At 59.9% G+C, this 25,844-nt stretch carries 27 protein-coding genes; 9 read left to right on the forward strand and 18 right to left on the reverse strand.

Features of this window, described 5'->3' with window-relative positions; all coding sequences use genetic code 11:
- Window positions 1-40: 40 nt before the first annotated feature.
- Window positions 41-847 carry a class II aldolase/adducin family protein gene (locus ACYVDM_RS15325; protein WP_415792474.1) on the reverse strand — a complete coding sequence of 269 codons (807 nt, stop codon included), beginning with the start codon at window positions 845-847 and terminating at the stop codon, window positions 41-43.
- Window positions 848-1,014: 167 nt separating this feature from the next.
- On the opposite strand from ACYVDM_RS15325, the gene ACYVDM_RS15330 reads away from it, so the two are divergent.
- Window positions 1,015-1,905: a LysR family transcriptional regulator gene (locus ACYVDM_RS15330; RefSeq protein WP_415792473.1), complete on the forward strand. Its 891-nt coding sequence runs from the start codon at window positions 1,015-1,017 to the stop codon at window positions 1,903-1,905.
- Window positions 1,906-2,013: 108 nt separating this feature from the next.
- Here ACYVDM_RS15330 and ACYVDM_RS15335 read toward each other — a convergent pair whose 3' ends face one another.
- Both ACYVDM_RS15335 and ACYVDM_RS15340 read right to left on the reverse strand, forming a co-directional pair.
- Complete coding sequence (locus tag ACYVDM_RS15335) at window positions 2,014-2,994, reverse strand: Bug family tripartite tricarboxylate transporter substrate binding protein (RefSeq protein WP_415792472.1); 981 nt, start codon at window positions 2,992-2,994, stop codon at window positions 2,014-2,016.
- Window positions 2,995-3,083: 89 nt separating this feature from the next.
- Complete coding sequence (locus tag ACYVDM_RS15340; protein ID WP_415792471.1) at window positions 3,084-3,872, reverse strand: enoyl-CoA hydratase/isomerase family protein; 789 nt, start codon at window positions 3,870-3,872, stop codon at window positions 3,084-3,086.
- Window positions 3,873-3,969: 97 nt separating this feature from the next.
- Between ACYVDM_RS15340 and ACYVDM_RS15345 the strand changes: the two genes are divergently transcribed.
- A complete protein-coding gene (locus tag ACYVDM_RS15345) occupies window positions 3,970-4,422 on the forward strand; it encodes an acyl-CoA thioesterase (RefSeq protein ID WP_415792470.1) in 453 nt (150 codons plus the stop codon).
- Between the two features lie 27 nt (window positions 4,423-4,449).
- Here ACYVDM_RS15345 and ACYVDM_RS15350 read toward each other — a convergent pair whose 3' ends face one another.
- Window positions 4,450-4,767: a putative signal transducing protein gene (locus ACYVDM_RS15350; RefSeq protein ID WP_415792469.1), complete on the reverse strand. Its 318-nt coding sequence runs from the start codon at window positions 4,765-4,767 to the stop codon at window positions 4,450-4,452.
- A gap of 183 nt (window positions 4,768-4,950) precedes the next feature.
- Here ACYVDM_RS15350 and ACYVDM_RS15355 point away from each other — a divergent pair, with 183 nt between their 5' ends.
- On the forward strand, window positions 4,951-5,601 hold the full coding sequence (locus tag ACYVDM_RS15355; protein ID WP_415792468.1) for a DsbA family oxidoreductase: 651 nt from the start codon (window positions 4,951-4,953) through the stop codon (window positions 5,599-5,601).
- Between the two features lie 30 nt (window positions 5,602-5,631).
- Window positions 5,632-6,621 carry a Bug family tripartite tricarboxylate transporter substrate binding protein gene (locus tag ACYVDM_RS15360; RefSeq protein ID WP_415792467.1) on the forward strand — a complete coding sequence of 330 codons (990 nt, stop codon included), beginning with the start codon at window positions 5,632-5,634 and terminating at the stop codon, window positions 6,619-6,621.
- Between the two features lie 49 nt (window positions 6,622-6,670).
- Here the strand turns inward: ACYVDM_RS15360 and ACYVDM_RS15365 are convergent, their stop codons facing one another.
- The 7 genes from ACYVDM_RS15365 to ACYVDM_RS15395 all read right to left on the reverse strand — a co-directional run bounded on the left by ACYVDM_RS15365 (window position 6,671) and on the right by ACYVDM_RS15395 (window position 12,026).
- A complete protein-coding gene (locus ACYVDM_RS15365; protein ID WP_415792466.1) occupies window positions 6,671-7,297 on the reverse strand; it encodes a Maf family protein in 627 nt (208 codons plus the stop codon).
- 14 nt (window positions 7,298-7,311) lie between these two features.
- Window positions 7,312-7,782 (reverse strand): 23S rRNA (pseudouridine(1915)-N(3))-methyltransferase RlmH, encoded by a 471-nt coding sequence (rlmH, locus tag ACYVDM_RS15370; protein ID WP_415792465.1) that lies wholly within the window; start codon window positions 7,780-7,782, stop codon window positions 7,312-7,314.
- Between the two features lie 13 nt (window positions 7,783-7,795).
- The gene (gene rsfS, locus ACYVDM_RS15375; RefSeq protein ID WP_415792464.1) at window positions 7,796-8,194 is read right to left on the reverse strand and encodes a ribosome silencing factor; all 399 of its coding nucleotides are present in this window, start codon (window positions 8,192-8,194) and stop codon (window positions 7,796-7,798) included.
- Window positions 8,195-8,260: 66 nt separating this feature from the next.
- Window positions 8,261-8,899 carry a nicotinate (nicotinamide) nucleotide adenylyltransferase gene (gene nadD, locus ACYVDM_RS15380; RefSeq protein WP_415792463.1) on the reverse strand — a complete coding sequence of 213 codons (639 nt, stop codon included), beginning with the start codon at window positions 8,897-8,899 and terminating at the stop codon, window positions 8,261-8,263.
- Window positions 8,896-9,807 (reverse strand): oxygen-dependent coproporphyrinogen oxidase, encoded by a 912-nt coding sequence (gene hemF, locus ACYVDM_RS15385; RefSeq protein ID WP_415792462.1) that lies wholly within the window; start codon window positions 9,805-9,807, stop codon window positions 8,896-8,898. Before hemF ends, nadD begins: the two co-directional genes overlap by 4 nt.
- A 92-nt stretch (window positions 9,808-9,899) precedes the next feature.
- Window positions 9,900-11,201, reverse strand: coding sequence for a phosphoribosylamine--glycine ligase (gene purD, locus ACYVDM_RS15390; RefSeq protein WP_415792461.1), 1,302 nt, complete (start codon window positions 11,199-11,201; stop codon window positions 9,900-9,902).
- Window positions 11,202-11,294: 93 nt separating this feature from the next.
- The gene (locus ACYVDM_RS15395) at window positions 11,295-12,026 is read right to left on the reverse strand and encodes a YebC/PmpR family DNA-binding transcriptional regulator (protein ID WP_415792460.1); all 732 of its coding nucleotides are present in this window, start codon (window positions 12,024-12,026) and stop codon (window positions 11,295-11,297) included.
- Window positions 12,027-12,226: 200 nt separating this feature from the next.
- Between ACYVDM_RS15395 and ACYVDM_RS15400 the strand changes: the two genes are divergently transcribed.
- Window positions 12,227-13,780 carry a helicase HerA-like C-terminal domain-containing protein gene (locus tag ACYVDM_RS15400; protein WP_415792459.1) on the forward strand — a complete coding sequence of 518 codons (1,554 nt, stop codon included), beginning with the start codon at window positions 12,227-12,229 and terminating at the stop codon, window positions 13,778-13,780.
- Window positions 13,781-13,883: 103 nt separating this feature from the next.
- Here the strand turns inward: ACYVDM_RS15400 and ACYVDM_RS15405 are convergent, their stop codons facing one another.
- The 6 genes from ACYVDM_RS15405 to ACYVDM_RS15430 form a co-directional block, all read right to left on the reverse strand.
- Complete coding sequence (locus tag ACYVDM_RS15405) at window positions 13,884-14,957, reverse strand: tartrate dehydrogenase (protein WP_415792458.1); 1,074 nt, start codon at window positions 14,955-14,957, stop codon at window positions 13,884-13,886.
- A 118-nt stretch (window positions 14,958-15,075) separates the two neighbouring features.
- Window positions 15,076-16,662: a DHA2 family efflux MFS transporter permease subunit gene (locus ACYVDM_RS15410; protein WP_415792457.1), complete on the reverse strand. Its 1,587-nt coding sequence runs from the start codon at window positions 16,660-16,662 to the stop codon at window positions 15,076-15,078.
- Window positions 16,659-17,849 (reverse strand): EmrA/EmrK family multidrug efflux transporter periplasmic adaptor subunit, encoded by a 1,191-nt coding sequence (locus tag ACYVDM_RS15415; RefSeq protein WP_415792456.1) that lies wholly within the window; start codon window positions 17,847-17,849, stop codon window positions 16,659-16,661. Before ACYVDM_RS15415 ends, ACYVDM_RS15410 begins: the two co-directional genes overlap by 4 nt.
- Before the next feature lie 21 nt (window positions 17,850-17,870).
- Window positions 17,871-19,292 (reverse strand): efflux transporter outer membrane subunit, encoded by a 1,422-nt coding sequence (locus tag ACYVDM_RS15420; protein ID WP_415792455.1) that lies wholly within the window; start codon window positions 19,290-19,292, stop codon window positions 17,871-17,873.
- A 120-nt stretch (window positions 19,293-19,412) separates the two neighbouring features.
- Window positions 19,413-19,916 carry a MarR family winged helix-turn-helix transcriptional regulator gene (locus tag ACYVDM_RS15425; protein ID WP_415792454.1) on the reverse strand — a complete coding sequence of 168 codons (504 nt, stop codon included), beginning with the start codon at window positions 19,914-19,916 and terminating at the stop codon, window positions 19,413-19,415.
- An 81-nt stretch (window positions 19,917-19,997) separates the two neighbouring features.
- On the reverse strand, window positions 19,998-20,855 hold the full coding sequence (locus tag ACYVDM_RS15430; protein ID WP_415792453.1) for a DMT family transporter: 858 nt from the start codon (window positions 20,853-20,855) through the stop codon (window positions 19,998-20,000).
- A 124-nt stretch (window positions 20,856-20,979) separates the two neighbouring features.
- On the opposite strand from ACYVDM_RS15430, the gene ACYVDM_RS15435 reads away from it, so the two are divergent.
- Entirely contained in the window at window positions 20,980-21,936 is a 957-nt protein-coding gene (locus ACYVDM_RS15435; protein WP_415792452.1) for a DMT family transporter, read from the forward strand.
- A 45-nt stretch (window positions 21,937-21,981) separates the two neighbouring features.
- Window positions 21,982-22,971 carry a quinone oxidoreductase family protein gene (locus ACYVDM_RS15440; protein WP_415792451.1) on the forward strand — a complete coding sequence of 330 codons (990 nt, stop codon included), beginning with the start codon at window positions 21,982-21,984 and terminating at the stop codon, window positions 22,969-22,971.
- 75 nt (window positions 22,972-23,046) lie between these two features.
- Here the strand turns inward: ACYVDM_RS15440 and htpX are convergent, their stop codons facing one another.
- The gene (gene htpX, locus ACYVDM_RS15445; protein WP_415792450.1) at window positions 23,047-23,928 is read right to left on the reverse strand and encodes a protease HtpX; all 882 of its coding nucleotides are present in this window, start codon (window positions 23,926-23,928) and stop codon (window positions 23,047-23,049) included.
- Window positions 23,929-24,075: 147 nt separating this feature from the next.
- On the opposite strand from htpX, the gene ACYVDM_RS15450 reads away from it, so the two are divergent.
- Complete coding sequence (locus ACYVDM_RS15450) at window positions 24,076-24,930, forward strand: DMT family transporter (RefSeq protein ID WP_415792449.1); 855 nt, start codon at window positions 24,076-24,078, stop codon at window positions 24,928-24,930.
- 27 nt (window positions 24,931-24,957) lie between these two features.
- Window positions 24,958-25,818 (forward strand): sulfurtransferase, encoded by an 861-nt coding sequence (locus ACYVDM_RS15455; RefSeq protein ID WP_415792448.1) that lies wholly within the window; start codon window positions 24,958-24,960, stop codon window positions 25,816-25,818.
- Window positions 25,819-25,844 lie beyond the last annotated feature (26 nt).

Genomic DNA, 25,844 nt, shown 5'->3' on the forward strand with positions numbered 1-25,844 from the left:
TTTCATTTATTGTTTTTCGGGCTCGAATGAGCCCGGTGGGTTACAGCAAGCAATCGGGCTGTTCGCGGACGATGGCGTCAAAGATCGGTTGAAAATGCAGCCATGCCATGAACGGCGTCGCCAGATGCTTTTTGGAATGCAGTGCTGCTTCCCGATTGATCATTTTCAGGGGCTTGCCAGTGGCTTCGGCCTTGAGCTGGATTTCACAAGCACGCTCAGCTGCGATGAACCACCAGGCGGCTTCTTCGATGGTCTCTCGACCCGCCGAGAACAGACCGTGGTTTTGGTGAATGGCGATCTTTGCATTACCGAACGCCTGTGCAACGGCATGGCCTTTGTCGTTTTCCACGACGACCGCGCCCGCCTCTTCGGTGATTAACGCTTGGTCTTCATAGAAACCGCACGCCGTTTGTGTGATCGGGTCGAGCGGGCGTCCCAGCGCGGCCCATGCCATGCCGTTCGTGGTATGTGCGTGGCACGATGCCATGACATCGGGGTTGGCCTCATGAATGGCGGAGTGCAATACGAAACCCGCCCGGTTCACCGCCCATGTTCCCTCCAGTACGGTGCCGTCGCGTTCAACCAGCAACATATCGCTGGCACGCACACGTCCGAAATCCATGGCAAAAGGATTCGTCCAATACAGGTTGGGATGTTCGGGATCTCTCACCGTGACGTGGCCCGCAAATCCGTATTCGTAGCGGAATTTGGCAAATACCCGACAAACTGCGGCCAGCCGTTGGCGCCGATGCCAGCGCTCTGCGTCGATAGAGTCAAAGATGGGGTATTTGGGGAAATACAGGTTTTCCTGTTTGGGACGGTAGACGGTTTCCGGCGTTGACGACATGACGACTCCTGGCAAATTCATGGCAGACCCGCTGCAATGTGCGACACGCATCATTGTTCGGGCTACGGACTGACAATGCCGGGATTCTAGGCAGTGGTCTAACATGGGGGCCAATCATATAAACAGTGCCAGTCATAAATCTGGCTTATGGAGACGTAGCGTTCGTTATGCTTGCCCGCATCCAACTGCGCCATTTGGAGGCATTCCATGCTGTCATGATGTCTGGTTCGATCACGGGGGCGGCTGCGCTGCTGCACGTGACGCAGCCAGCCGTCAGCGCGACCATCAAGCACTTTGAGCAACGTCTGGGATTTACGCTATTTCGGCGTCAGGGTGGGCGTCTTGTTCCCACACCTGAGGCCCGTACGTTGCTGCCTGAAGTACAGGATATTTTTGGTCGGGTGGCGGGCCTGGAACGATTTAGCCAGGACCTTGCAGAAGGGCTCCAGGGATCGCTTGCCATCGCAGCCAGTTCCCCCATCGCCAATGCCTGGCTGGCGCAGGCTGTAGCCGAGTTTGTCAAAACTCGCCCGAAGATTCGTATATCGCTGCAGTCGATGGATTCAAACCTGATAACGGAGCGGCTTATCAACGAACAAGTGGATCTTGGCGTGGCGTTCTCGCCGGGCGATCACGACGCTATTCATTCTTTGCCAATGGGACATGCCGAACTCAGTTGTATTTTTCCCGAGCCCCATCCATTGGCGGCGTTCCCGTCAATCGCTGCTGAAGATCTATTGCCGTATCCGGTGATTACTTACGTCCCGCAAGCTTTGTTGCGACGCTGTCTGACTGGATTTCTGGATTGCCCTTTGAATATACAGGTCGAGGTGGCAACATCGATGACGGGCATCGTCCTGGCGTTTCATGGCGCGGGCGTCGCGTTGGTCGAGTCCAGCTTGCTGAATGCCCTGCCTGTACACGGGCTGACAAGCCGGCCACTGACGCCTGAGATTCAGGTGCACAGTCACGTGCTGTGGAGCACGCTTCGACCCCAGACTGAGTTGTCCCGTACGTTCGTGCGGCATCTGACCAGCTCGTCATTTCCGTCGGGCTAAGGACTACGCGGCGGTCGACGATATGGGCTGGCTCACGACACGTTGCTGCCACCGGCCGGTGATTTCATCATCCCGGCGCGCAATCTCCCTGTGCCTTCTCGGGGCCCTTCAGTCTGTCGTGATGTTTGCGGTTTGCACCACAGTTTTCCATTTGCTCAGGTCCGCTCGGACTTGCTGCATGAGCGCTTCTGGCGTGCCTCCGATGGCGTCGAGTCCTTGCTCTTGCAAGGCGTGCTGAACGTCTTTATTCGCCAGGGTTTCTTTCAATGCGGCATTGACCTTTTGCACCACGTCGTCAGGCAGGCCTTTGGGGCCGACGAATGCAAACCAATTGAGCGCTTCGAAGTTGTCGACGCCTTGTTCCGCGATGGTAGGGGTATCGGGTATTGCCGCAGATCGCTTGGAGGACGTCACGCCCAACGCGCGAATGGTTCCTGCACGGATCTGGGGAATGGCAGGCGCCAGCGTAGACATCGCGAGTGGAATTTGGCCCCCTATCAGGTCTGCCATGGCGGGCCCGCCTCCACGATAGGCGACGTGCTGCATCGAGGTGCCTGTGGCGATTTTCAATTGTTCAGCGGCAACGTGGCCTCCGCCACCCACGCCGGATGTAGCGTAGCTATATTGGCCCGGATTGTCTTTTAGCAGCTTGACAAGTTCAGGGAAGGTTTTGACGGGCAGGGAGGGGTGCGTCACGAGTACCAGGCCGCTGTCGGCTGCCATGCCGATGGGCGTGAACGACGAGAGCGGATCGAAGTTTACTTTCCGGATATTCGGCAGAATGGTCATCGCACCGGAGTCGATCAGGTGCAGCGTGTATCCATCGGGTGTCGCACGTGCCGCTGCTTCGGCCGCGATGCCGCCGCCAGCACCCGGCTTGTATTCAATGACGACGGGTTGCCCCAGTACTTCACTGAGTTTTGGCGTGATAGACCGGGCCGTTGCGTCTGCGGCGCCACCGGGTGTATAGCCAAGCAGGAGTCTAATGGGTTGTTTAGGGTAGTCGGAGGCGAGGGTGGGCGCCACGCAAGCGAACATAATCGTCAGGACACTAGCAAAACGCGGAAAGCATCGGCGAGCGAACTTCATCTACGTCTCCTCATCAGATGGTGATGGCTGATCTCGTCCGCTTGTCTGCTTTGTTCGTTGCGGCGACAGCCTGACAAATGCTGATCGGGTCAGCGACCCTCAAAGCGTGGGGGACGCTTTTCCTTCCAAGCCGCGACGCCCTCGCGGATATCGCTTGAGCGCAAGCATTGTGTTTCGCGCAGCGCGAAGGCGTCTGGATCCAAACGTTCCTGGGCCAGATCGTTCAGCGCGGCCTTCATGCCTTGTACAGCCAGCGGGGCCATGCCCGCTACGGTGAATGCTGCTTCCCGAGCGGCATCCTGAAGCTGATCCGCGGGCACAATTCGGTCGATGAAGCCTGTGGCCAACATCTGTTCCGCGTCCAGCGTCTCGGCGAACAGGAACAGGCGCTTGGCCGTGTTAAAGCCAAGGCGTGACACATAGCGGCGCATGCCGCCTATGTAGTAATGCAGACCCAATCTGGCCGCCGGCATAAACATTTTTACGGCGGGTGTCCCCAACCGCAGGTCGCAAGCCAACGCTAGATCAGTAGCGCCACCGTAGATCCCTCCGTTGAGCGCGCAAATCACGGGTTGGGGCAGGTGCTCCACGGCATCGACCATCACTGCAAAGGGGTTGATGGTCACGGTCGCATCGGGGGTGGCGTCACCGGACTCCAATAGGGTGGTGAGATCCGCGCCGGCACTGAAATGCTTGCCTGTGCCGGTCAGGATCACTGCACGAATATGCGGGTCTGTTGCGATGCGTTGGCAATGCTGGATGAGCGCGTCCTGGTCATCAGGTTCAATGCGGTTGGCCTGCGCGGGTCGATTAAGCCGAATCGTCGCGACCGCCCCCTCGATGCTCAGAACGGGGGTGCTGGCTTGTTGCTCCTCCATGCTCACCTCTTGACTTGTGGTATTTTGAATTTTAGTCAATGTATACCACTAATAAGGCACGATGTGGCCTATCCTTCGTCACGACGGACCCATTGATATGAGTCGACCCCAACCCATTAGTCATAGCGACTACAAAGTCTTTATTCCCATCCAGACCCGCTGGATGGATAACGACGTGTATGGTCACGTCAACAATGTGACCTACTATTCGTACTTTGATACGGCGGTCAATCACTACCTGATCCAGCAGGGTGTTCTGGATTTCGAGTCGGGTAGCACGATCGGTTTGGTGGTTGAGACGAGCTGCCAATATTTTGCGCCGATCGCGTTTCCAGATTCGGTCGAGGCAGGTCTGAGAGTGACGCATATCGGACGTTCCAGCGTCCGATACGAAGTCGGTATTTTCAAAGTAGGAGACACCGAGACGCGTGCGGCAGGGCATTTTGTACACGTCTACGTGGACAGGGAAAATCGTCGTCCCGCGGCGATCCCGGCCGAGTTTCTGACAGCGCTCAAGCCGCTGGCCGTGGCATCTGATGCGTGTCTTTAGCTCGGCACACAATGAGCCTCGGTGGCTTTAGGGGTGCGGTTGAGCTGCGCCACATTGCCAACACGACGTGAACTGCGGTTCTAACCATTCTCCGCATTGGTCGCAGTGCCACTTGAATCCAGTGCCGGCGGTGGTATCGGCGGGCCCTTCGATCAGTCGCATGGCAGCGATCTTGTCGTGCGCATTTTCCAACCAAAGGTCCGGGCCGCATTGATCTACAGGGATTTCTCCCGCACCGCCTTGCATGTACCGATTTGTCAGGTGGCAAGGGATTCCCGCCTGCGTTAACAGGTTGGCCCAATGCTGGCCTAACATGACATCAGGGGCGCGCATCAGTCGAAACATGGCCTCTTTCCAGCAATGATAGACCGTTTAATCATAAGACAGTTGTCCGGTATAGGGGTGATACGCCGTCATGGTAGATTGAAGCCCGTTAGCCGAGCCGGCCTCGTCAGTGAGCGGGGCGACTTGTGTTTCACTGATAATGGCATCACGATGAATGCCATTGTGTGTTTGAGGGGAGCATTTATGAAAAAGGTCAAAATCGATTTCGTCTCCGATGTCGCTTGCCCGTGGTGTGCGGTGGGTTTGGGCGGGCTGTTGGCGGCCGTTGACAGGATCGGGCCCGAGCTCGACGTTCAAATCCACATGCAGCCGTTCGAGTTAAACCCCGATATGCCCCAAGGGGGTCAGAATACGGGCGAACGGTTGATGAAAAAGTACGGCTACGACGAAGCCCGCCTGCTGGAAAATCGCAAGGTTATTGCCGAGCGCGCGTCCGCCGTCGACATGCCTATGAATCAAACCAAAGATAGCCGCTCGTACAACACGTTTGGCGCGCACCGGTTGTTGCACTGGGCTGGCACGATAGGCCAGAAAGAGCAGGTGGCTCTGAAGCGCAGCTTGCTGAAGACCTATCATTTCGACAACCTGGACACCAGTGAAACGGATGTGCTGGTGCAGGCGGCTCGCGAGGCTGGACTGGACGAGGCGTTGGCACGGGAGGTCGTGGACTCAGACCGCTACGCTGAAGAGGTGCGGGCTGATCAGTCCAAATGGCGACAGCTGGGTATTTCGTCGGTGCCGTCGGTCATCATTAACGATAAATATTTGCTATCCGGCGGGCAACCCCCGGAAGCGTTCGAGCAGGCGCTACGCCAGGCTGCCGAAGAAAATTGAGTTTTTTTCTTAACGAGTCATACAAGCATCATGATCACAATATTGCATCGCTATAAACGTCTCGGGATAGCACTTGCCTTGGGTGTGTCGACCTTGTCCGCGCAGGCTGAATCGGTTGATAGCTACCCCTCCGAGTCCGTCACTATGATTGTGGGATGGACGGCCGGAGGTCCCGCGGATGGCGTGGGGCGTATGGTCGCCGCAGAAATGGGTAAGCATCTGGGGCAAGCCGTTGTTGTTGACAACAAGGCAGGTGCCGGTGGAAATATCGGCTCGGTGGCGGCCGCGCGTGCGAAACCGAATGGCTACACCATTATGCTGGCGACGGTAGCGTCGCACGGTTTGAATGCCGCGCTGTATGACGATATTGGCTACGATCCCATCAAAGATTTTGCCCCTATCGGCTTGGTCAGTGCGTCACCCTCGACGATGCTCGTGCCACTGAATTCACCGTTTAAAACGGTACAGGATTATGTCGATCAGGCGAAAGCAAATCCGGGCAAGCTGACCTATGGCTCGGGCGGCGTCGGATCATCACAGCATTTAGCGGGCGCGAGTTTCAAGACGCGCACGGGGATTGATATTCTGCATGTCCCGTACAAGAGCACGGCACCTGCGCTGACGGATGTGATGGCGGGCCGTATTGACATGATCATTACGACGGGGGCCATGGCGCCTATTGCATCGGGCAAGGTGCGTCCGTTGGCGATTACGTCGGAATCCCGGATTGCGGCGCTGCCCGATGTGCCGACTTTTGACGAGGCCGGCGTCAAGGGGTTTTACATGAAATCCTGGTATGGCCTGGTGGCGCCTGCGGGTACGCCGGAACCCATTTTGCTGAAGCTGAACGAGGCGTTGACGAAAGCACTGCAAAATCCGGAGTTACGCCAGAAGTTCGTGGATCTGGGATCGGTGCCGGCTGAGCCCATGTCGATTGATGCCTATTGGGATATGGTACAGAACGGCATGGTCGAGGCGGCCGAGTTGGTGCGAATTTCCGGCGCCAAGGCAGAGAAGTAATGCAATGGCGCGATATCGTCGGTATAGCGATATCGCGCCGCGCCATCGCTCAGGGCAGCAAGATCCCCACGCGACGCAGTAATTGCGCGGTTTCAAATACGGGCAAGCCCATGACGCCGGTATAGCTGCCCGACAGATGGGCAATGAAAGTGCCTGCCAGGCCCTGAATGCCGTATGCCCCCGCTTTGCCAAAGGGCTCGCCGCTGTCGCAGTAGCGGGTGATGTCGTCGGCGTCCAGATGGCGCATGCGGACCTGGGAGACGGAGACGTCCTGATGCAGCTGACCGTCGTGCCAGAGGGCGACGGCGGTGTGTACTTGGTGGGTGGTGCCGGACAAGCGGCTCAGCATGTCGATGGCGTGCTCACGATCAATGGGTTTGCCCAGCACGTCGCCTTGCAATATGACGGTCGTGTCGGCGGCCAGGAGCGGCAACGGTGCGAGTGCTTGTGACGTCATCCATTGCTGGCCGCGTTCCGCTTTTTCACGCGCGGTGCGCTGTACGTAGTCAGCGGCGGTTTCGTCGGCATGCTGGGGCTCGTCTTCTCCGGGCGGCGCAGGAACCTGCAATACCGTGTGGGCGAGTCCGATCTGCATGAGGAGTTCGCGGCGGCGCGGGCTGGCCGAGGCCAGATAGAGACGCGGTGTATCGCCGCCAGCGCAAGAGGATGTTGCCATGATCGAAGGCCGCGTCAGGCGCGGTGATAGGGATGGTTGGTCATGATGGCCCAGGCACGGTAAAGCTGTTCGGCCAGGACCACGCGCACCATGGGGTGCGGCAGGGTCAGCGATGAAAGACGGATCTGACCGTCGCTCGCTGCCTTGAGCGAGCTATCCAATCCATCTGGGCCACCCACCAGAAACACGACATCGCGACCCTCTCCGCGCCATTGTTCGAGCCGCTGTGACAAGGCCATGGTGGTCAGGTCGCGTCCGCGTTCGTCCAAGGTGAGTCGCAGCGCGCCGGCAGGAATGGCAGCCTCGATGCGACGCGCCTCGGCAGCCATCATTTGAGCAGGTGTTTTGCCGGTCGTGCGCGGCTCGGGTTTGACTTCCCGCAGCTCGAGTGCGCAATCGGGAGGTAGGCGTTTGGCGTAATCGTCCCAGGCGGTTTCCACCCAGGCGGGCATTCGGTTACCGACGGCGATGACGATCAGTTTCACACGAACGCTTTTTTTAGGTTTCCGGGTCGTCGTCGCTGTCGTCACCACGGGCCGCTGCGCCAGAGCCCGACAGCAGTTTGACGCGAACGGGCTTGTCGCCCCAGATTTCTTCGAGGTTGTAATACTGGCGGATGGCGGGCTGCATGACGTGGATGACAATATCGCCCAAGTCGACAACGACCCATTCGCCCGTGTTTTCGCCTTCGACGGTGATGCCGCTCAGCTTGAGGGCACGACCGCAATCCGCGACGCTCGAGGCGAGCGCGCGTGTCTGCCGGTTGGACGTCCCGCTGGCGATGACGACGCGGTCGAACAGGCTGGTGAGGTGCGTCGTGTTAAAGACTTTGATGTCTTGTGCTTTGACGTCTTCGAGGGCGTCAATGACGGCACGTTGTAATTTTTTAATATCCATGTTTGTAAATATAACCCGCGAGGGCGAAAGTAGTGATGCCCGGGCTGCCGAGTCGGTGGGCTGAAACTAGCGATAGAGGCCATGCGTGGCAATGTAGCGGGCTACCTGGGGGGGCAGCAGGCCCTCGGTGGTGTCGCCCTGCTTGAGCCGGTCGCGTATATCGGAGGCCGAAACCGCCATGGGGGTAAAGGGTAGGGTAATGAGTGCCCGCTCGGGGGTTTGGGCCGCCAGCCAGCCGGTTAATTCGGCGGGCGGCGCCAGCGGGGTGCCCGGACGCGTGGCGACGGCCAGCTCGACCAGGGTCGAGATGTCTTGCCATTTGTGCCAGGTGCAGAAATTGACCAATTGGTCGGCGCCCAGAATCCACACGTAGCGAGCGCCTGCCGGCAAGGCGCGCAGGGTGTCGATGGTGTAGGTGGCGCCGCCGCGTTCGAGCTCGATAGGGTTGACCTCCAGATTGGGCTGGCCGTCGATGGCCAGCTTGATCATGTTCAGCCGGTGCGCTGGCGCGGCATTCAGGGGAGCCCGCTGCCAGGGATTGGCGGCAGGGAGAAATTGCACCTGAGACAATGGCAGCGCGGTCAGGGCCGCCTGGGCGAGCGCCAGGTGGGCGAGATGGATGGGGTCGAAACTGCCGCCCAGCAAACCAATGCGGGGTTCGTTTTCCCCGCGCGCAGGCTGTGTAGGCAAGATGTCTTGGCTCAAACCCAATCCCGTGGTTTTAGAAAGGCCGCGAGCTCGGCCTCGGGGGTGCCGGGCTCAGGTTGCCAATCGTAGCGCCATTGCGCTATGGGCGGCATGGACAGCAAAATGGATTCCGTGCGACCGCCGGATTGCAGGCCAAACAGCGTGCCGCGGTCAAAGACCAGGTTGAACTCGACGTAGCGTCCGCGGCGATAGGCCTGGAAATCACGTTGAGCTTGCTCGTAGGGGGTGTCGCGGCGCCGTTCGACGATGGGCATATAGGCCGGCAGAAAGGCGTCTCCCACGGAGCGCAGCAAGGCAAACGAGGCGTCAAAGCCGGGTTCGCTGAGATCGTCGAAGAACACGCCACCTATGCCACGGGTCTCCTGGCGGTGTTTCAGGAAAAAGTATTCGTCGCACCAACGTTTGTAGGCAGGATAATACGTCTGGCCATGGGGATCCAGGGCGTCGCGACAGGCCTGATGAAAATGCCGGGCATCGTCTTCAAAGGCATAGTAAGGCGTGAGGTCGAGCCCGCCGCCAAACCAGAACACGTCGTTCTCATCGTGACCCGGGCGCGCGGCCGCCATGAACATGCGTACGTTCATGTGCGTCGTGGGTATGTAGGGGTTGCGCGGGTGCAGCACCATCGATACCCCCATGGCCTGCCAGGGCCGGCCGGCGAGCTCGGGTCGATGCGCGCTGGCCGACGGGGGCAATTGCGCACCTTCGACATGACTGAACAGCACGCCACCGCGTTCGAGCAACTGACCCCCTTCGATGAATCGGGAGACCCCGCCGCCGCCTTCGGCACGCTGCCACGAGTCGGTGCGGAAGTCTTCGCCACCGGCTTGTTCCAGCGCCTGCACGATACGTGTTTGCAGGCCGGTCAGATAATCTCGTACATCGGAAACGGGGATATTGCTCATGACGGTATTCTGAATGGGTTCAAGCTCGCTGCCCGTGGTGATGTCGATAGCGCTGCTTCAGTCGAGCGACCCAAAGCAGCGCGTATCGGGGTTCAGGCCTTGGCTTTCTGTTGGGACGGTTTGAGGGCGCGCCAACCGATATCCGTACGGTATTGGCGACCATCAAACTGGACGCCGTCGACCGCGGCGTAGGCACGCTCGCGAGCCATACGCACGGAGTCACCCAGGGCGGTGACGCACAGTACACGGCCGCCAGAGGTTTTGAGTTGCCCGTCTTCGAGGCGCGTACCAGCGTGGAATATCGCACAGTCTTCGGTGTTGGCGGGCAACGGCGCGATCGTGTCGCCATTGCGCGGCGTGCCGGGGTAGTTGTGCGCGGCCAGCACGACGCCCAGCGCGGTGCGTCGATCCCAGGTGATATCGGCTTGGTCCAGCGTGCCTTCGACGGCATGTTCGAATGCCTCGAGCAGGTCGCTCTTGACGCGCATCATGATGGGCTGGGTTTCGGGATCGCCCATGCGGCAATTGAATTCCAGTGTCTTGATGGCGCGATCGGGGTCGTCGCCGGGGGCGATCATCAGGCCCGCATACAGGAAGCCCGTGTAGGGAATGCCGTCGCGCGCCATGCCTTGTACGGTGGGCAAAATGATCTCGCGCATGATGCGATGGTGCAACTCCGGCGTGACAATCGGGGCAGGGGAGTAGGCGCCCATGCCACCCGTATTGGGGCCGGCGTCGCCGTCTTTCAGGCGCTTGTGATCCTGGCTGGTGGCCAGCGCCAGGACGTTGCGGCCATCACACATGACGATGAAGCTGGCTTCTTCGCCGACGAGGCATTCTTCGATGACGACGCGGGCGCCAGCCTGCCCCAGGCTGCCGTCGCCGAGCATGGCGTCAACCGCGGCATGAGCCTCGGCCAGGTCGGCCGCGACGACCACACCTTTGCCCGCGGCCAGGCCGTCAGCCTTGATGACAATGGGGGCGCCGTATTGGTCGATATAGGCGTGCGCCGCGACCGGGTCGGTAAACGTCTCGTAGCGGGCCGTGGGAATCCCGTGGCGCACCATGAAGGCCTTGGCGTAGTCCTTGGAGCTCTCTAATTGCGCCGCGGCCTTGGTGGGACCGAAGATTTTCAGCTTGCGTGCGCGAAAAACGTCGACCACGCCAGCGGCCAAGGGGGCTTCGGGGCCGACCACGGTGAGGGTGACGCCCTCGCGTTCGACGAAGTCGGCGAGTTCTTCGGGGCTGGTGAGCGGCACGTTTTGCAGCAGGTCGCCATGTTCGGTGCCGCCGTTGCCGGGCGCCACGTAGACCTTGTGGACTCGGGGCGAATGAGCCAGGCGCCAAGCCAAGGCATGTTCGCGGCCGCCGGAGCCGATTACCAGGAGTTTCATGTTTCGATGACTTCTTAAAGTAGCTGCGGCGTCGCCGCAAGGCTGGCACAAAAGGCGAGGGGAGCGTTCCGCCCGCCGATCGGTAGTTTCGGGTTACTGCGCTTCGTCAAAGACGACGGTGGTATAGACGTCTTGTACGTCATCCAGGCCCTCCAGGACATCGAGCAGTTTTTGCATCTTGGCCGCATCGTCGCCGGTGAGTTCGGTCTCGTTTTGCGGTTTCATGATGATGCCGTCGACCTCGGCCTTCAGGCCGGCGGATTCGAAGGCCTGGCGCACGGCGGCGTAGTCTGTTGGAGCGCAGATGACCTCAATGACGCCCTCGTCATCGGTGGTGATGTCTTCGGCGCCGGCCTCGAGCGCGATTTCCATGACGGTGTCTTCGGGCGTGCCTGGCGCGAAAACGAATTGGCCGCAATGCTTGAACATAAAGGCCACGGAGCCCTCTTGGCCGAGGTTGCCGCCATTTTTGGCGAAGGCGTGACGGACTTCGGCGACGGTGCGGGTACGGTTGTCGGTCATGCAGTCGACGACGACCGCTGCGCCGCCGACGCCGTAGCCCTCGTAGCGGACTTCTTCGTAATTGGCGCCATCGGTCCCACCTGCGCCGCGCTGGATGGCGCGCTGGATGTTGTCTTTGGGCATATTGGCGTCGGTGGCCTTGTCCCAGGCCATCCGCAAGCGCGGGTTGGTGTCAGGGTCGGCTCCGCCAGCGCGTGCGGCGACGGTGATTTCACGAATGATTTTGGTCCAGAGCTTCCCCCGCTTGGCGTCTTGGCGGCCTTTGCGGTGCTGAATATTGGCCCATTTACTATGTCCGGCCATGGTGTTCCAGATGAAAATGTCGACAAAGGGGGCATTTTACCGTGGTTGGGAGCCTGAGCGTGTACCGGATGTGCACGTTTCGGCGCGTATTCGGCGGTTTATTGACATTTCCTGCCGTTTTTGCGCGTACGGAAGTCCGCACAAGGCGCGAGGTACGTTCTACACTTGGGTCACTTTTTCGAGCCGCCCGGAGAGCATCCATGCCAGATCCCATTGTCATTGCTAAAAACGACCAGGTCGAACTCGCCTTGTTGCCCGCGTTGGCGAATCGCCACGGTTGTATTACCGGGGCGACGGGCACTGGCAAGACCGTGACCCTGCAAGTGTTGGCCGAGTCGTTTTCCCGCATTGGCACCCCCGTGTTCTTGGCGGACGTCAAGGGCGATCTGACGGGAATTTCGCAGGCGGGCATGTCGTCGCCCAAGCTCCAGGAGCGCCTCAAGACCTACGGGCTACCCGAGCCGGTATGGGGTGCGAGCCCAGCCGTGGCCTGGGACGTCTTTGGCGAGCAGGGCCTGCCTGTGCGTGCGACGGTCTCTGACATGGGTCCGTTGCTGCTGTCACGTATGCTCGAACTGAATGACACCCAAGAGGGGGTGCTGACGCTGGTGTTTCGTGTCGCAGACGACGAAGGGCAGTTGCTGCTGGACTTGAAGGACCTGCGCGCCATGCTGCAACATGTGGCCGATCGTGCCTCGGAGCTAAAGACGCGCTATGGCAATGTATCGTCGGCATCGGTGGGGGCGATTCAACGCAGCTTGCTGACCCTGGAGTCTCAAGGCGCCGAACATTTCTTTGGCGAGCCGATGCTGGATGTGGCCGATCTGATGCGTACCGATGCGCAGGGCCGCGGGATCGTCAATATTCTGGCGGCAGACAAACTGATGCAGTCCCCCCGTTTGTATGGGGTTTTTCTGTTATGGATGTTGGCCGATATCTACGAAAAACTACCCGAGATCGGTGATCCCGAGCAACCCAAGCTGGTGTTTTTCTTTGACGAGGCGCATCTGCTGTTTGACGACGCGCCCAAGGCCTTGCTGGACAAGATCGAGCAGGTCGTGCGCCTGGTGCGTTCCAAGGGGGTCGGCGTGTACTTCGTCACGCAAAACCCCCTGGATATTCCCGATTCGGTGTTGGGCCAATTGGGCAATCGCGTGCAGCACGCGCTGCGGGCGTTTACGCCGCGCGACCAGAAGGCCGTGAAAACGGCCGCCGAGACGATGCGTCCCAATCCCGGCCTGGATGTCGAGGCGGCGATTACGGAGCTTGGCGTGGGCGAGGCGCTGGTCTCGTTGCTGGATGTCAAGGGCCGACCCGCGCCAACACAGCGCGTGTGGATTATGCCTCCGGGCAGCCGCATCGGCCCGGCGACGGATGCCGAGCGCCAGGTGCTGCGCCAAGATACGACCATGGCGGGCAAGTATGGGACGGCGATCGACCGCGAGTCCGCATACGAGAAATTGACGGCACGGGCTAGTGCCGACATTGCCGAGGGGGCTGACGCATCCACCCCGGCAGGCGATACGGCTGGCGCACACAAAGGGACGGCCTCGGAGACGAGTAAACAGGGCAAGCAGGATGAGTCGGGCGGCGTGATGGATGGCCTGAACGATTTGCTGTTTGGCTCGACGGGGCCGCGCGGCGGCAAACGTGACGGCGTGGTGCAGTCTGTCGTCAAGAGTACGGCGCGCTCGATGGCACGACAGTTGGTGCGTGGTGTGCTGGGGTCGCTGTTGGGCTCAAGACGACGCTAGAGCGGCGCCAGGCAGCAATAAACTCAAGGAACCATGAATATGGGGCACCTGTTTCGGTGCCCCATGTTTGTGTAGAGCCAGACGACCGCTGGCTTGATGCATTTTACTTGCCGGCAGCGACAATCTCGGCAATGGCCTTGCCGACGTCCGCCGTCGACGCCGTGCCCTTCATGTCGCGCGTACGCGGACCTTCGGCGAGTACGGTTTCAATGGCACTGACGACGGCTTGGGATGCATCGGGATAACCCAGGAAATCCAGCATCAGCGCACCGCTCCAGATTTGGCCGATCGGGTTGGCGATGCCTTTGCCGTAGATGTCGGGCGCCGAGCCGTGCACAGGTTCGAACAGTGACGGGAATTTGCGTTCCGGGTTCAGGTTGGCCGAGGGAGCAATGCCAATGGTGCCCGTGCAGGCGGGGCCGAGATCCGACAGGATATCGCCAAAGAGGTTGGAGGCAACCACGACGTCGAACCAATCCGGGTGCTGTACGAAATGCGCGCACAGGATATCGATGTGATATTTGTCCCACTTGACGTCGGGATATTGGGTCGCGATGTCGGCGACACGCTCGTCCCACCAGGGCATGGAAATCGAGATGCCGTTGGACTTGGTAGCGGCGGTCAGATGCTTGCCGCGCTTTTGCGCCAGGTCAAAGGCAAACTTCAACACACGGTCCGCACCCACGCGGGTGAAGACGCTTTCCTGGATAACGACTTCGCGTTCGGTGCCTGCAAACAGTCGACCACCACTATTGGAATATTCGCCTTCGGTGTTTTCGCGGACGATGAAAAAATCGATATCGCCGGGTTTGCGGTCGACCAACGGCGAGGGAACACCAGGCATCAGGCGCACGGGACGCAGGTTGATGTACTGGTCGAAGTCACGGCGAAAACGGAACAGCGAGCCCCACAGTGCCTCGTGATCGGGGACGGTGGCGGGCCAGCCGATGGAGCCAAAAAAGATGGCTTCGTGGCTGCCGATCTGGGTGGCCCAGTCGTCGGGCATCATTTTTCCGTGCTTGGCGTAATAGTCGCAACTCCAGTCGAAGTTGTCCCACTGAAAATCTATGCCAAAGCGCGCCGCCGCGGCATCCAGTACACGCAAGCCTTCGGGGACGACTTCTTTACCAATGCCGTCGCCGGGAATGACCGCGATTTTGTGCTTGATTCCTGCCACCAGTGTTCTCCAAATGTTGTTCGACTGATCCGGGGCCCGGGTGAGCCCGGTCGGGCGATCAGATGCTTTGAATCGTGTTTTCTATACACATAGGGTGCAGTTTATCGCTGTCTGGCGTTTAGTGTGCGCCGGCGGCGGCTTCGCTGGCGCCCGGGCCACTGGTTGCGATTTTGTCGCGTCCATGCGCAAACCACACTAATCCGATCAACAGGATAAAAATCAATCCCGAGGCGTAAAAAACGTCCACGGCTGACATCGTAAAGGCCTGGGCATTGATTATCCCGTCAAGACGGGTAAGCGCCGATTGGTGCGAGATGCCCAGGGTATTTTGCAAGGTATCGACTGCCTGGTCGAAAGGCGGGTAACCAGGGCGGGCGATTTCGGTCAGGCGTGCGTGGTGCTGCGTGGCGCGATCATCCCAGACGGTGGTCGTAATCGATGTCCCGAACGCACCCGCAGTCAGCCGTGCAAAGTTGGACAGACCTGATGCCGCGGGAATCCGCGAGGGCTCCAGGCCCATCAGCGTGATGGAGATGAGCGGCACAAAGAACGCGGCCATGGCAGCACCCTGGATGATGGTGGGAAGTATCAGGGTGCCGATATCGACTTGCGTATTGAAGCCCGATCGCATGAAGCACACCAATGCGAATACGACAAACGCGACCGTGACGATTTGTCGCGAGTCGCGCGTGGCGAGCAGTTTGCCTACCAGCGGCGTCAATACAATCGCTAGAATACCGACGGGCGCGGTCACCAGGCCGGCATACGTGGCGGTATACCCCATATTGCTTTGTAGCCAGAGCGGCAATAGCACGACGTTGCCAAAGAACACCCCGTAGGCGACGGCCAGGGTTACTGTGCCGACCGTAAAATTGCGCTCCTTGAATAGGCGCAAGTCCACGACGGGATGGGCGTCGGTCAGTTCCCAAATCAAAAAGAAGACAAACGCAACGAACGCTACCAGGGCCAGCAACTGGATGGTCTGGCTGGCAAACCAATCGAGTTCCTTGCCTTTATCCAGCATGACTTGTAATGCCCCCACCCAGACCACCAGCAATACCAGACCAAGTTTGTCGATGGGGAGTTTGCGTGTGGCGGATTCACGATCCCGGTAGACTCGCCAACTGATCCAGGCCGCGAGCAAGCCCACCGGGACGTTGATGTAAAAAATCCAGGGCCATGTGTAGTTGTCCGAAATCCAGCCGCCCAGCAGCGGCCCCGCGACAGGCGCGACCAGCGTGGTCATGGACCAGATCGCCAACGCCATACCGGCCTTGGATTTTGGAAAGCTGGACAGCATGAGCGCTTGCGATAGCGGGATCATGGGCCCGGCTACGGCGCCTTGCAGCACGCGAAAAACAATCAATGCCTCGAGCGACGGTGAAAACCCGCACAACCACGACGTCAGTACGAACAGCAAAGTAGAGATCAGAAACAACCGCACCTGACCGAAACGCTGCGTGAGCCACCCGGTGAGGGGCACCGTGATGGCGTTGGCGACCGCGAACGAGGTGATGACCCAGGTACCTTGGCTGGTGCTGACACCCAGGTCCCCGGATATTGTGGGAATCGAGACGTTGGCGATCGAGGTATCCAGTACGTTCATGAATACCGCGGTCGACAACGCGATCGAGCCGATGATGCGAGTCGCACCCTCCAGAGGCGGCGGCGCGCTGTCTTTTCCAGGGGAGCGAGGGGCGTTCATGACTGGAGATTGGCCTTGATGATTTTGGCGATCAGTGCATCGGCGTCGGCTTGCGTGCCGGAAAACGCCTGGGTGGACCAAGCCGGTTCTTGACGTGCCGGCACCTCAGCCAGTGGTGCGCCCGACTGGCTGACATCGACCTCGACTTCCATCGATAATCCGACGCGTAACGGATGAGCCTGGAGTTCTTTGGGGTCCAGTTCAACGCGTACCGGTACACGCTGGACAATCTTGATCCAGTTGCCCGTGGCGTTCTGTGCGGGCAACAACGAGAACGCGCTACCGGTGCCCGCATCCAGGCCCACGATTTTGCCGTGATAGGTGACGTCGCTGCCATAAAGATCGGAGATCAGGGTGACGGCTTGACCGGGATGCATGCGGCGCAATTGGCCTTCTTTGAAGTTGGCCTCGACCCAGACCTGATCCAGTGGGACCACATTCATCAACGTAGAACCGGGGGCGACACGCTGTCCGACTTGCACGCTGCGGCGAGCGATCAATCCATCGACCGGGGCGGGCAGGACCGTGCGTGAATGCGCCAGCCAGGCATCACGTAGCTTTGCCGCGGCTTGTTGCACATCAGGATGATTTGCGACGGTCGTGCCGCGGGTCAGGGCCTGATTTGTGGCCAACCGGGCTTGTGCGGCGGCGAGCGTGGCCCGGGCTTGGGCGAGGCCGGCTTGCGCAGACTTCAGTTCCGTTTGGGCGTGTAGTAACTCTTCTCCACTGACGCCGCCGGATTTGGCCAATACTTGGCGACGTTGCAGATCACTCTGCGCGCGTTTCAGGTCAGCCTGGGCACGCTCGATATTGGCATGTTGTACGTTGACGTCGGCAGCCAGCGAGTCGTTTTGTACATAGAGGGTGCGCACTTGGCGTACGGTCTGTGCCAATTGGGCCTCGGCTTGCTGCAGGGCCACGTTGGCATCGGACGGGTCCAGGCGAATCAACGCTTGGCCTGCCTTGACGTGCTCGGTATCGCCGGCCTCGATAGCGATCACGGTGCCCGGGACTTGAGGGGTGATTTGCACCAGATTGCCGTGCACATAGGCATCGTCGGTGCTTTCCACGTGAGAGCCAAACAGGGCCCACCAAATAGCATAGAGGATAGCCAGTACGATAAAAACACCCGTGGCGATAAGCAGCAGGCGTTTGCGGGCAGGGTGAGTAACGGGTGTTGCAGTCATGACGTCAGAGTCCCGGGGAGGTCAATGAGAAGAAGCGGTGGATGGCGTGTCGGCGGGAGGCGCATAACCGCCGCCGAGGGCGTAGGCCAGGTCGGCATCGAGCTGGTAGGCGCGAAAGTGCAGGTCGGTGTCCAGCCGGCTTTGCAAGAGCACGCCATTCTGTGCGATGAGTACCGTCAGGTAGTTCCCCATGCCCGCTCGATAGCGTTGCACGGCCAAGTGATAGGCCGCATCGATGGCATCGCGCGCCTGGCGTTGCTGGGTGGTTTCGCGGTTGAGTAGTCTCAAGGCGTCAATGGCGTCGGCGGTCTGGTGTACCGCGTCCAGCACGACTTGGTTGTAGTCAGATACCGCGAGGTCTGCCTCGGCATGGCGATTGGCCAGATTGGCGTTGAGCTCGCCGCCATGAAAAATGGGCAAGGTAATGGCGGGGCCGATGCCTGCGATGCGGCTGCCTGCTTCCAGCAGATTGCCCGTGCCGATCGCCTGAAAACCGGCGAAGCCCACCAGATTGATATTCGGATAGAACTCGGCGCGGGCGGCCTCGATATAGCGCTGTGCCGCCTCGGCACGCCATCGAGCCGCCGTGATATCGGCGCGATGGCCGAGCAGATCCAGCGGTACGCTGTCAGGCACAACGCCAGCGGGCGCCTTCAGCGTGATGGCTCGTAATGATTGGCCGCGGACCGGGCCTGTTCCGGCAAGCGCGGCGACTTGATTACGCAGTTGCGCCAGTCGGGTCTCGGTTTGGGTCAGCTCAACTTGGGCAGAGGCGAGCGACGACTCGGCTTGTTTGACTTCGACTTGTGTGTCGAGGCCGGCACGCTGGCGATCGCGGGTAAGTTGCCAGACGTCGGTACGCTGCTTGACGATGTTTTGCAGCACCTGGCGTTGCGCAAAGGCATTTTGCAGGTTGAGATAGCTGCGCACCATCGCACGGGCCAAGAGATTACGAGCCGCCTGGGTATCGGCCTCGGCCGCCGCCTGCTGAGAAATAGCGGCATTGAGCCGGGCCCGATTTTTGCCCCAGAAATCCAGTTCATAACTGAAATCCAGCGCAAGGCGATTGTCCGAGGTGACGGAGCCGGCCAGGGGCGGCTGATAAATATAGTTTTCAGACAGATGCTCGCGGTCGAGGGAGTAATTGGCATCCACGCGAGGCATCAACGGTGCGCGCGCGCCGCGGATGGCGGCATTGGCCTGAGCCAGTCGGGCCTGGGCCGAGGTCATCGACGGGTTGTTGGCCAGGGCTTCGTCGACCAAGGTGTTGAGTTGCGCGTCGCCGTACCGCTGCCACCACTGAGTATCAGGCCAGGAAACGGAGGGGCTCTGCAATCCCAGTTGTGACCCAGCCAGCGGCGTCACCGGCTCGGTGGTTGGATCCATGGATGCGCAGCCCGCCAGGGCCATTAGCAGAACTAGGGGGAGCGATAAAAGTTTCATCCTGACGTTTTGCTGAATATGTTTGTTTAAGCTGTATCTGACTAGGCAAGCATTATGCGGTAAAAAAACGAGGCCTATTGGAATAGCCTCGTTGCGATATAGGGTTTTCCCGAGATCGAATTAAAGACCGAGTGGCTTGCCGTCCGACCCGTTGGCCAGCATACGGAGCAGCATGTGTTGCAGTTGGGTCGCTTCGTCTTTAGAAAAGCCGCGCAGATGGTGATTCAATGATCGCGCAATGCACGGCGGAATACCCGCGGCTTTTTCGTGTCCCAATTCGGTCAGTTCGATGTTGACGACGCGGCGGTCTTCCTGGCTGCGCGTACGGCGTATCAGGCCTTTGGCTTCGAGTCGATCAAGCGTGCGGGTCATTGCGCCGGTATCGATGTCGTTCAGGCGCGCCAACTCGGCCGGGGTGTTGGCCTTGCCGCTGGCGAGCATGATGATGGGGCGCCACTGTCTCGCGGTCAGCCCGAGCGGTGCCGTTTCGCGATCGAGAACGCGAGTCAACGAGTGGTAGACCTGCTTGATCAGGAAACCGAGATTATCGTCCGACACGCAGCGCGACGTCGGGAAGGAATACGTCGGACTATCAGTCATGTCCGGGGAGCGAGGCGGGTTCATGTGCTTATTTTATTGCCTAGGCAGATATTGTCAATACAAAGACGTCGATGCGTATTCGCGCGTTGTGCTGTTGGTATACGCCTAGTGCGCCGTTTTGCGTAGCCCGGACCAGACAATGGCCGCCACGATCAAGATGGCGCCGAACATCATGCGCAGGGTGGGTTGTTGCGCGAACAAGATCCAGGCGAAGCCGATCGCATAGACCGGTTCCAGCGCAATGACCAGGCCGGCGCTGCGTGCGTTGAGTTTGGTCAGGCTGGACACAAACAAATAGTGCGACAGGCCCGTACAAAAAATACCGAGCAGCGCTATCCAGAACCAGTCGATAGCGGCCATCCCCGGCAACTGGCCGACGGCGAATGGCAGCAGCGCGAGGACGACAACGATATTCTGGCCGCAGGCGATCTGCATGGCGTCCAGGCCAACGGCCGAACGTCGGTTGCTAAGGGCCAGCAGGGCGAATGACAGACCGGAAAATATCCCCCAGGCCAGACCGATAGTCCCTTGGTCGGCCAGGCTGAACGAGGGGGTGACCAGCACGAGACCCGCCGTGACCAAGGCCAGCACCAGCCATTCCGCCAGACGTACCTTTTCACGAAACACCAGGCCTTCGAATAAGGTGATAAAGGCCGGGAAACTGGCAAAACCCAGCGTGGCAATGGCAATTCCCCCTGTCTTGACCGAGATGAAGAACGTGACCCAGTGGGCCGCCAGCAGGCCGCCCGACACGACCAGCGTGAACAGTTGGGCGGGCGTCAGGGCTTGGAACAACGGCTTGCGCTGCAGACGTGAAAAACCGAACAGCGCGAAAACGGCAAACAAAGCCCGTCCCAAGGTAATGACGGCGGCACTGGCCTGGATCAGCTCGCCAAAAACGCCGGTCAGGCCGAACAGTACGGCAGCAAGGTGGATAGAAACGAGAGCGCGTTGGCGGGTCATGCGTCAGTGATAAAAGGGGACGAGCGATGGATGGATGATGCAAATCAACAAACCGGTGGAAAATCGCCAACAAAAAAAGGTGGGCAACCCGGCAGTTCGTGCGCCGCAAAGATAAAATCATCGCATGAATTCTCCCGTCCAGTCTTGGCTCCCCAGCTTCATCTCTGCCCGTGTATTCGGTTTCTTCCTGGCGACGGTGGGTGCGGTGCTCTTTGCCGGCAAGGCCATTTTGGTGAAACTCACCTATCGCTATGGCATTGATGCGATCACGTTGATTGCTTTTCGCATGTTGTTTTCCATGCCGTTTTTTGCCGTAGTGGCGTGGCGCGAGGCCCGTCGCGCGGCACGAGGCGAATTGCCCGTTTTGACGGCGAGTGAGCGGATTCAGTTATGTGTACTGGGATTGATGGGCTATTACTTGTCCAGCTTTCTGGATTTTCAAGGTCTGCGCTATGTGACGGCCAGCCTTGAGCGCCTGATTCTGTTTTTGTCGCCCACGCTGGTGGTGTTGCTGTCGGCTTGGTGGCTCAAGCGTCCCGTGTCGCCGCGTCAGTGGGTCGCTATGGCGGTCTCGTATTTGGGCGTGATCCTGGTGTTTGCCCAAGACCTGAAACAGGGGGTGGGTTCCGACGTGGCATTAGGGGCTTTGTATATTTTCGGGTCGGCGCTCAGCTATGCTGTCTACTTGATTCGCTCGGGCGAGCTGATCAAGCGCGTTGGCGCAACCCGGTTGGTTGCGTATGCCATGCTGGTTTCTTGTGTGGCGTGCCTGGTGCAGTTTTTTGTGGTGCATCCGCCGTCCATGTTGATCCAGCCGGCGGGTGTCTATGGTTATTCGTTTGTGCATGCCACGTTCAGTACGGTGTTGCCGGTGTTTATGCTGATGTGGGCGGTGGCCCTGATCGGCGCGCCGACGGCGTCGTTGCTGGGCATGATAGGGCCGGTATCGGTTTTGTTCATGGCGGCGTGGCTGTTGGACGAGCCCATTACCGCATGGCAGTTGGGCGGGACGGCCCTGGTGTTATGTGGTGTGGTGGTGTTGATGGGAGGTGGCGGCAATCGGCCACAGCCGAAGCAGTGACGCCACATGCCAGTTAAGATGTTCATCACAACAAAGGAGGCTGGTATGACCAGCAATGTCGTCAAAGCAATCCGTATCGAACAGCATGGCGGACCCGAAGTCCTGCAATTAGTCGAGGTTGAAGTGCCGCCGCCCGCGGCCAACGAGATCACGATTCGCCAGCATGCGGTGGGTCTGAACTTCATCGATATTTATTTCCGCACGGGGTTGTATCCCCACCCGCTGCCCCATGGTCTGGGCTTTGAGGCCGCAGGCGTGGTCGAGGCGGTTGGCGCGGACGTCAAGCATCTGAAAAAGGGCGATCATGTCGCCTATGGACAAAGCCCGATCGGGGCTTATGCGCAGGCGCGCAATGTGCCCGCTGCGCAGGTTGTCAAGGTGCCCAAGGGCATTGATCTTGAGGATGCGGCGGCCCTGATGCTCAAAGGGTTGACGGTGCAGTACCTGTTCCGTCAGACCTATCGCTTGCAAGGCAATGAAACCATTTTGTTCCACGCGGCGGCGGGCGGGGTGGGATTGATTGCTTGCCAGTGGGCCAAGGCGTTGGGCGTCAAGCTGATCGGCACGGTCTCCAGCCCCGAAAAAGCCGAGCTGGCACGCGCGAATGGCGCCTGGGCCACCATCGATTACTCGCGTGAAAATGTCGCGGAGCGGGTGTTGGAATTGACGGGTGGCAAGAAGGTCCCAGTGGTGTACGACGGCGTGGGCAAGGACACCTGGGAAACGTCACTGGACTGCATTGAGCCGCGCGGCCTGATGGTCAGCTTCGGAAATGCGTCAGGACCGGTCGCCGGGGTGAATCTGGCGACGCTGAATCAAAAGGGCAGCCTGTATGTCACGCGCCCGTCGCTGGGCCTGCACGTGAATACGCTCGAAAAATTGAGCGCCGCGGCCAAGGAAATGTTCGATCTGGTTCTGAAGAAAAAGATCAAGGTTCGTATTGACCAACGTTATCGCCTGGAGGATGCAGGTCAGGCGCAGACGGCTTTGGCGGCGCGCAAGACGACCGGCGCGACCATCTTGACGCTGGACTGATCCGCCGCAAACCGGCATGCCCAATAAAAACAGGCATAACGACACATGTCGTTATGCCTGTTTTTTTGCGGTGCCTCAGGCGACGCGCATCTGTTGCAAGGCCGCGAGGCGGGCTTGGATCGGTGGGTGCGTCGCGAAAATGGCCGCCAGGCCGCCCTTGCCTGTGATGCCGGAGGCTTCGAAGCTCTTGGGTAGTTCACCCGGCTCCAGCCCGCCCAGGCGCGCCAGGGCGCGCATCATCGGTTCGCGAGATCCCATCAGTTGGGCCGAACCCGCGTCGGCGCGGTATTCGCGTTGGCGCGAGAACCAGGCCACGATGACCGAGGCCAAAATGCCAAAGACGATTTCACAGACGATGACGACGGCGTAATAGCCAATGCCCACGCCGCGTTCGTTCTTGAAAATGACGCGGTCGATGAAGTAGCCGACCAGACGTGCAAAGAAAACAACGAAAGTGTTGACCACGCCCTGGATCAGCGTCAGCGTGATCATGTCGCCATTGGCGATGTGAGCGACTTCGTGGCCAAGGACGGCGGCGACTTCTTCTTCGGTCATGCTCTCGAGCAGGCCGGTGGAGACGGCGACCAGCGACTTGTTTTTGAATGCGCCGGTGGCAAAGGCGTTAGGAGGGCCTTCGTAGATGGCGACTTCGGGGTGGCCTATGCCGGCGCGGTCCGCGAGCTGGTGGACGGTTTCAATCAGCCAGGTTTCGCGGTGGCCGTTCGGGGCGTTGGGGTCGATGATCTGGGCGCCCGTGCTCCATTTGGCCATGGTTTTGCTCATCAGCAGCGAGATGATCGAGCCGGTAAAACCCACCACAACGGAAAAAATCAACAGCGCCTGGACGTTCAGGCCTTGGGCGGTGATCATGCGATCCACGCCCAAAATACGTAGTGTGGCCGACAGCACGACCATGACGGCCAGGTTTGTGATGACGAACAGGAAAATGCGTTTCATGCTTGTTGTATTCCTCTGCGAGCGATGAGGGCCTTTTTGGACTGGGGAAAAGCGCGACAGTTCCGCAGTCGGGCCGACATATGTCTTCCGGACCCGGAGTATAGTAGCGCTTTCCCTAATTTCTTTTCATTTCAGCGTGTAGCCCCCATGCAGGCACTTTGGATGTTGGTCGCGTCGGCCATGTTTGCTCTGATGGGGTCGTTTGTGAAAATGGCCACGGAGTACAGCGCTTCGCTGTCCCAAATTGTCCTTTTCCGTGGTTTCCCCTCTGTCGTTCTGTTGCTGCTGTGGGCCCGTACGGGCCGGCAATCCATCGTGCCCAAGAGTTGGCGGCCGCATATATGGCGCAACGTCGCGGGGGTCTCGTCCATGTGGCTGGGGTTTTACGCCATTGCGCATTTGCCGCTGGCCACGGCCACCAGCCTGAACTACACCGCGCCGTTATTCATCGCCTGCTGGATGTTGGGATGGGGTGGCGCCCAGCGCGACCCCGTACGTATCCTGGCGGTTGTCCTGGGGTTTGTGGGCGTGATCTCGATATTGCGCCCCAGTATTAATCCTGATCAATGGATGGCTGCGGCGTTCGGGCTGATCGCGGGCGCGTCGTCCGCCGTGGCAATGCTGCAAATCCGCCAACTGGGACGCATCGGCGAAGCCGAATGGCGTACGGTACTGTTTTTCTCGGTCGGGGTGTGCCTGTCCAGCACCGTCGGCCTGATTCTCGAGGGATGGGCGCAGGTGGGCTGGCAGGCCTATGCGTCGCTGGTGGGCGTGGGCGTGGCGGGCCTGTTTGGCCAGTTGGCCATGACGCGCGCCTTTGGGGTCGGCTCGGCCCTGCTGACAGCAGCCTTGCAGTACACCACGATCATTTTCGCGGCGTTGCTGGGCATGGGAATCTGGGGCGACCGTCCCGATACGCTGGCCTGGGCAGGCATGGGACTGATCATCGCTGCCGGGTTATTGTCTGTATGGCGCACCATGCGCTTGCCCTCGGGCACTTAACATGATTTATCCGGAGCAGAACGACCCATGACTATGACGTTGATTTCCGCGACTGAGCTGGCCGAGCAGCTCTCTTCACCCGACCTGCGTATTTTTGATGTGCGGCATGACTTGATGGATCACGCCGCAGGACGGCACGCCTACCAGCAGGGACATATCCCGGGCGCCCGCTATCTGGATCACGAAACCGAGCTGGCGGCGCCGCGCACCGGGTCCAATGGCCGTCACCCCCTGCCTACGCGCGAGGCGCTGGCGGCACTGATGCGTTCACACGGCGTGGGACCCGATACCCTGGTCGTGGCCTACGATGCCAGCGGCGGGATGTATGCGGCGCATCTGTGGTGGATGCTGCGCTGGTTGGGCCACGAGCGTGTGGTGGTCCTGGATGGTGGTTGGCAGGGCTGGAACGAGGCAAACTTGCCGGTAAGCACTGCCGTCCCGGCTCAAGATGCGGGCAATGCCGGGGATCCGGCGGTATTTATCGGCCAGCCGCTGGTGGGCGCCGTCGATGCCGAGGCGGTGTTGGCCAATCTGGCCACCCCTGGCTTTACCGTGCTGGACGCCCGCGCAGCGAATCGCTACCGCGGCGAGGTCGAGCCGATGGATCCGGTGGCGGGTCATGTCCCGGGTGCGTTGAATCGCCCCAATGGTGAAAACCTGCAGGGCAATGGGCGCTTCAAGGATCCCGCGCAACTGCGCGTGGAGTTTTCTGCATTACTCGGTGAGCGTGACCCCGAGACGATCGTGCATCAATGTGGCTCCGGCATCAGCGCGTGCCACAACCTGCTGGCCATGGAGATCGCCGGGTTGCACGGATCGCGCTTGTATCCCGGCTCATGGAGCGAGTGGTGCAGCGATCCAACCCGGCCCGTGGCGCGGGACGTCTGAGACAACAAGGGGCCCCTCGAGGGCCC

This window comes from Bordetella tumulicola, from assembly GCF_054779135.1.

Bases quoted from the DNA above. Each gene is read 5' to 3' on its own strand.
- ACYVDM_RS15410 (WP_415792457.1), bottom strand. From the start codon at position 16,662: ATGAACGCCCCTCGCTCCCCTGGAAAAGACAGCGCGCCGCCGCCTCTG.
- ACYVDM_RS15360 (WP_415792467.1), top strand. From the start codon at position 5,632: ATGATCACAATATTGCATCGCTATAAACGTCTCGGGATAGCACTTGCC.
- ACYVDM_RS15350 (WP_415792469.1), bottom strand. From the start codon at position 4,767: ATGTTTCGACTGATGCGCGCCCCTGATGTCATGTTAGGCCAGCATTGG.
- ACYVDM_RS15425 (WP_415792454.1), bottom strand. From the start codon at position 19,916: ATGAACCCGCCTCGCTCCCCGGACATGACTGATAGTCCGACGTATTCC.
- purD (WP_415792461.1), bottom strand. From the start codon at position 11,201: ATGAAACTCCTGGTAATCGGCTCCGGCGGCCGCGAACATGCCTTGGCT.
- ACYVDM_RS15420 (WP_415792455.1), bottom strand. From the start codon at position 19,292: ATGAAACTTTTATCGCTCCCCCTAGTTCTGCTAATGGCCCTGGCGGGC.
- ACYVDM_RS15395 (WP_415792460.1), bottom strand. From the start codon at position 12,026: ATGGCCGGACATAGTAAATGGGCCAATATTCAGCACCGCAAAGGCCGC.
- ACYVDM_RS15435 (WP_415792452.1), top strand. From the start codon at position 20,980: ATGAATTCTCCCGTCCAGTCTTGGCTCCCCAGCTTCATCTCTGCCCGT.
- ACYVDM_RS15450 (WP_415792449.1), top strand. From the start codon at position 24,076: ATGCAGGCACTTTGGATGTTGGTCGCGTCGGCCATGTTTGCTCTGATG.
- ACYVDM_RS15440 (WP_415792451.1), top strand. From the start codon at position 21,982: ATGACCAGCAATGTCGTCAAAGCAATCCGTATCGAACAGCATGGCGGA.
- ACYVDM_RS15335 (WP_415792472.1), bottom strand. From the start codon at position 2,994: ATGAAGTTCGCTCGCCGATGCTTTCCGCGTTTTGCTAGTGTCCTGACG.
- ACYVDM_RS15330 (WP_415792473.1), top strand. From the start codon at position 1,015: ATGCTTGCCCGCATCCAACTGCGCCATTTGGAGGCATTCCATGCTGTC.
- htpX (WP_415792450.1), bottom strand. From the start codon at position 23,928: ATGAAACGCATTTTCCTGTTCGTCATCACAAACCTGGCCGTCATGGTC.
- hemF (WP_415792462.1), bottom strand. From the start codon at position 9,807: ATGAGCAATATCCCCGTTTCCGATGTACGAGATTATCTGACCGGCCTG.
- ACYVDM_RS15355 (WP_415792468.1), top strand. From the start codon at position 4,951: ATGAAAAAGGTCAAAATCGATTTCGTCTCCGATGTCGCTTGCCCGTGG.
- ACYVDM_RS15325 (WP_415792474.1), bottom strand. From the start codon at position 847: ATGTCGTCAACGCCGGAAACCGTCTACCGTCCCAAACAGGAAAACCTG.
- rsfS (WP_415792464.1), bottom strand. From the start codon at position 8,194: ATGGATATTAAAAAATTACAACGTGCCGTCATTGACGCCCTCGAAGAC.
- ACYVDM_RS15365 (WP_415792466.1), bottom strand. From the start codon at position 7,297: ATGGCAACATCCTCTTGCGCTGGCGGCGATACACCGCGTCTCTATCTG.
- ACYVDM_RS15340 (WP_415792471.1), bottom strand. From the start codon at position 3,872: ATGGAGGAGCAACAAGCCAGCACCCCCGTTCTGAGCATCGAGGGGGCG.
- ACYVDM_RS15400 (WP_415792459.1), top strand. From the start codon at position 12,227: ATGCCAGATCCCATTGTCATTGCTAAAAACGACCAGGTCGAACTCGCC.
- ACYVDM_RS15430 (WP_415792453.1), bottom strand. From the start codon at position 20,855: ATGACCCGCCAACGCGCTCTCGTTTCTATCCACCTTGCTGCCGTACTG.
- ACYVDM_RS15415 (WP_415792456.1), bottom strand. From the start codon at position 17,849: ATGACTGCAACACCCGTTACTCACCCTGCCCGCAAACGCCTGCTGCTT.
- ACYVDM_RS15455 (WP_415792448.1), top strand. From the start codon at position 24,958: ATGACTATGACGTTGATTTCCGCGACTGAGCTGGCCGAGCAGCTCTCT.
- ACYVDM_RS15345 (WP_415792470.1), top strand. From the start codon at position 3,970: ATGAGTCGACCCCAACCCATTAGTCATAGCGACTACAAAGTCTTTATT.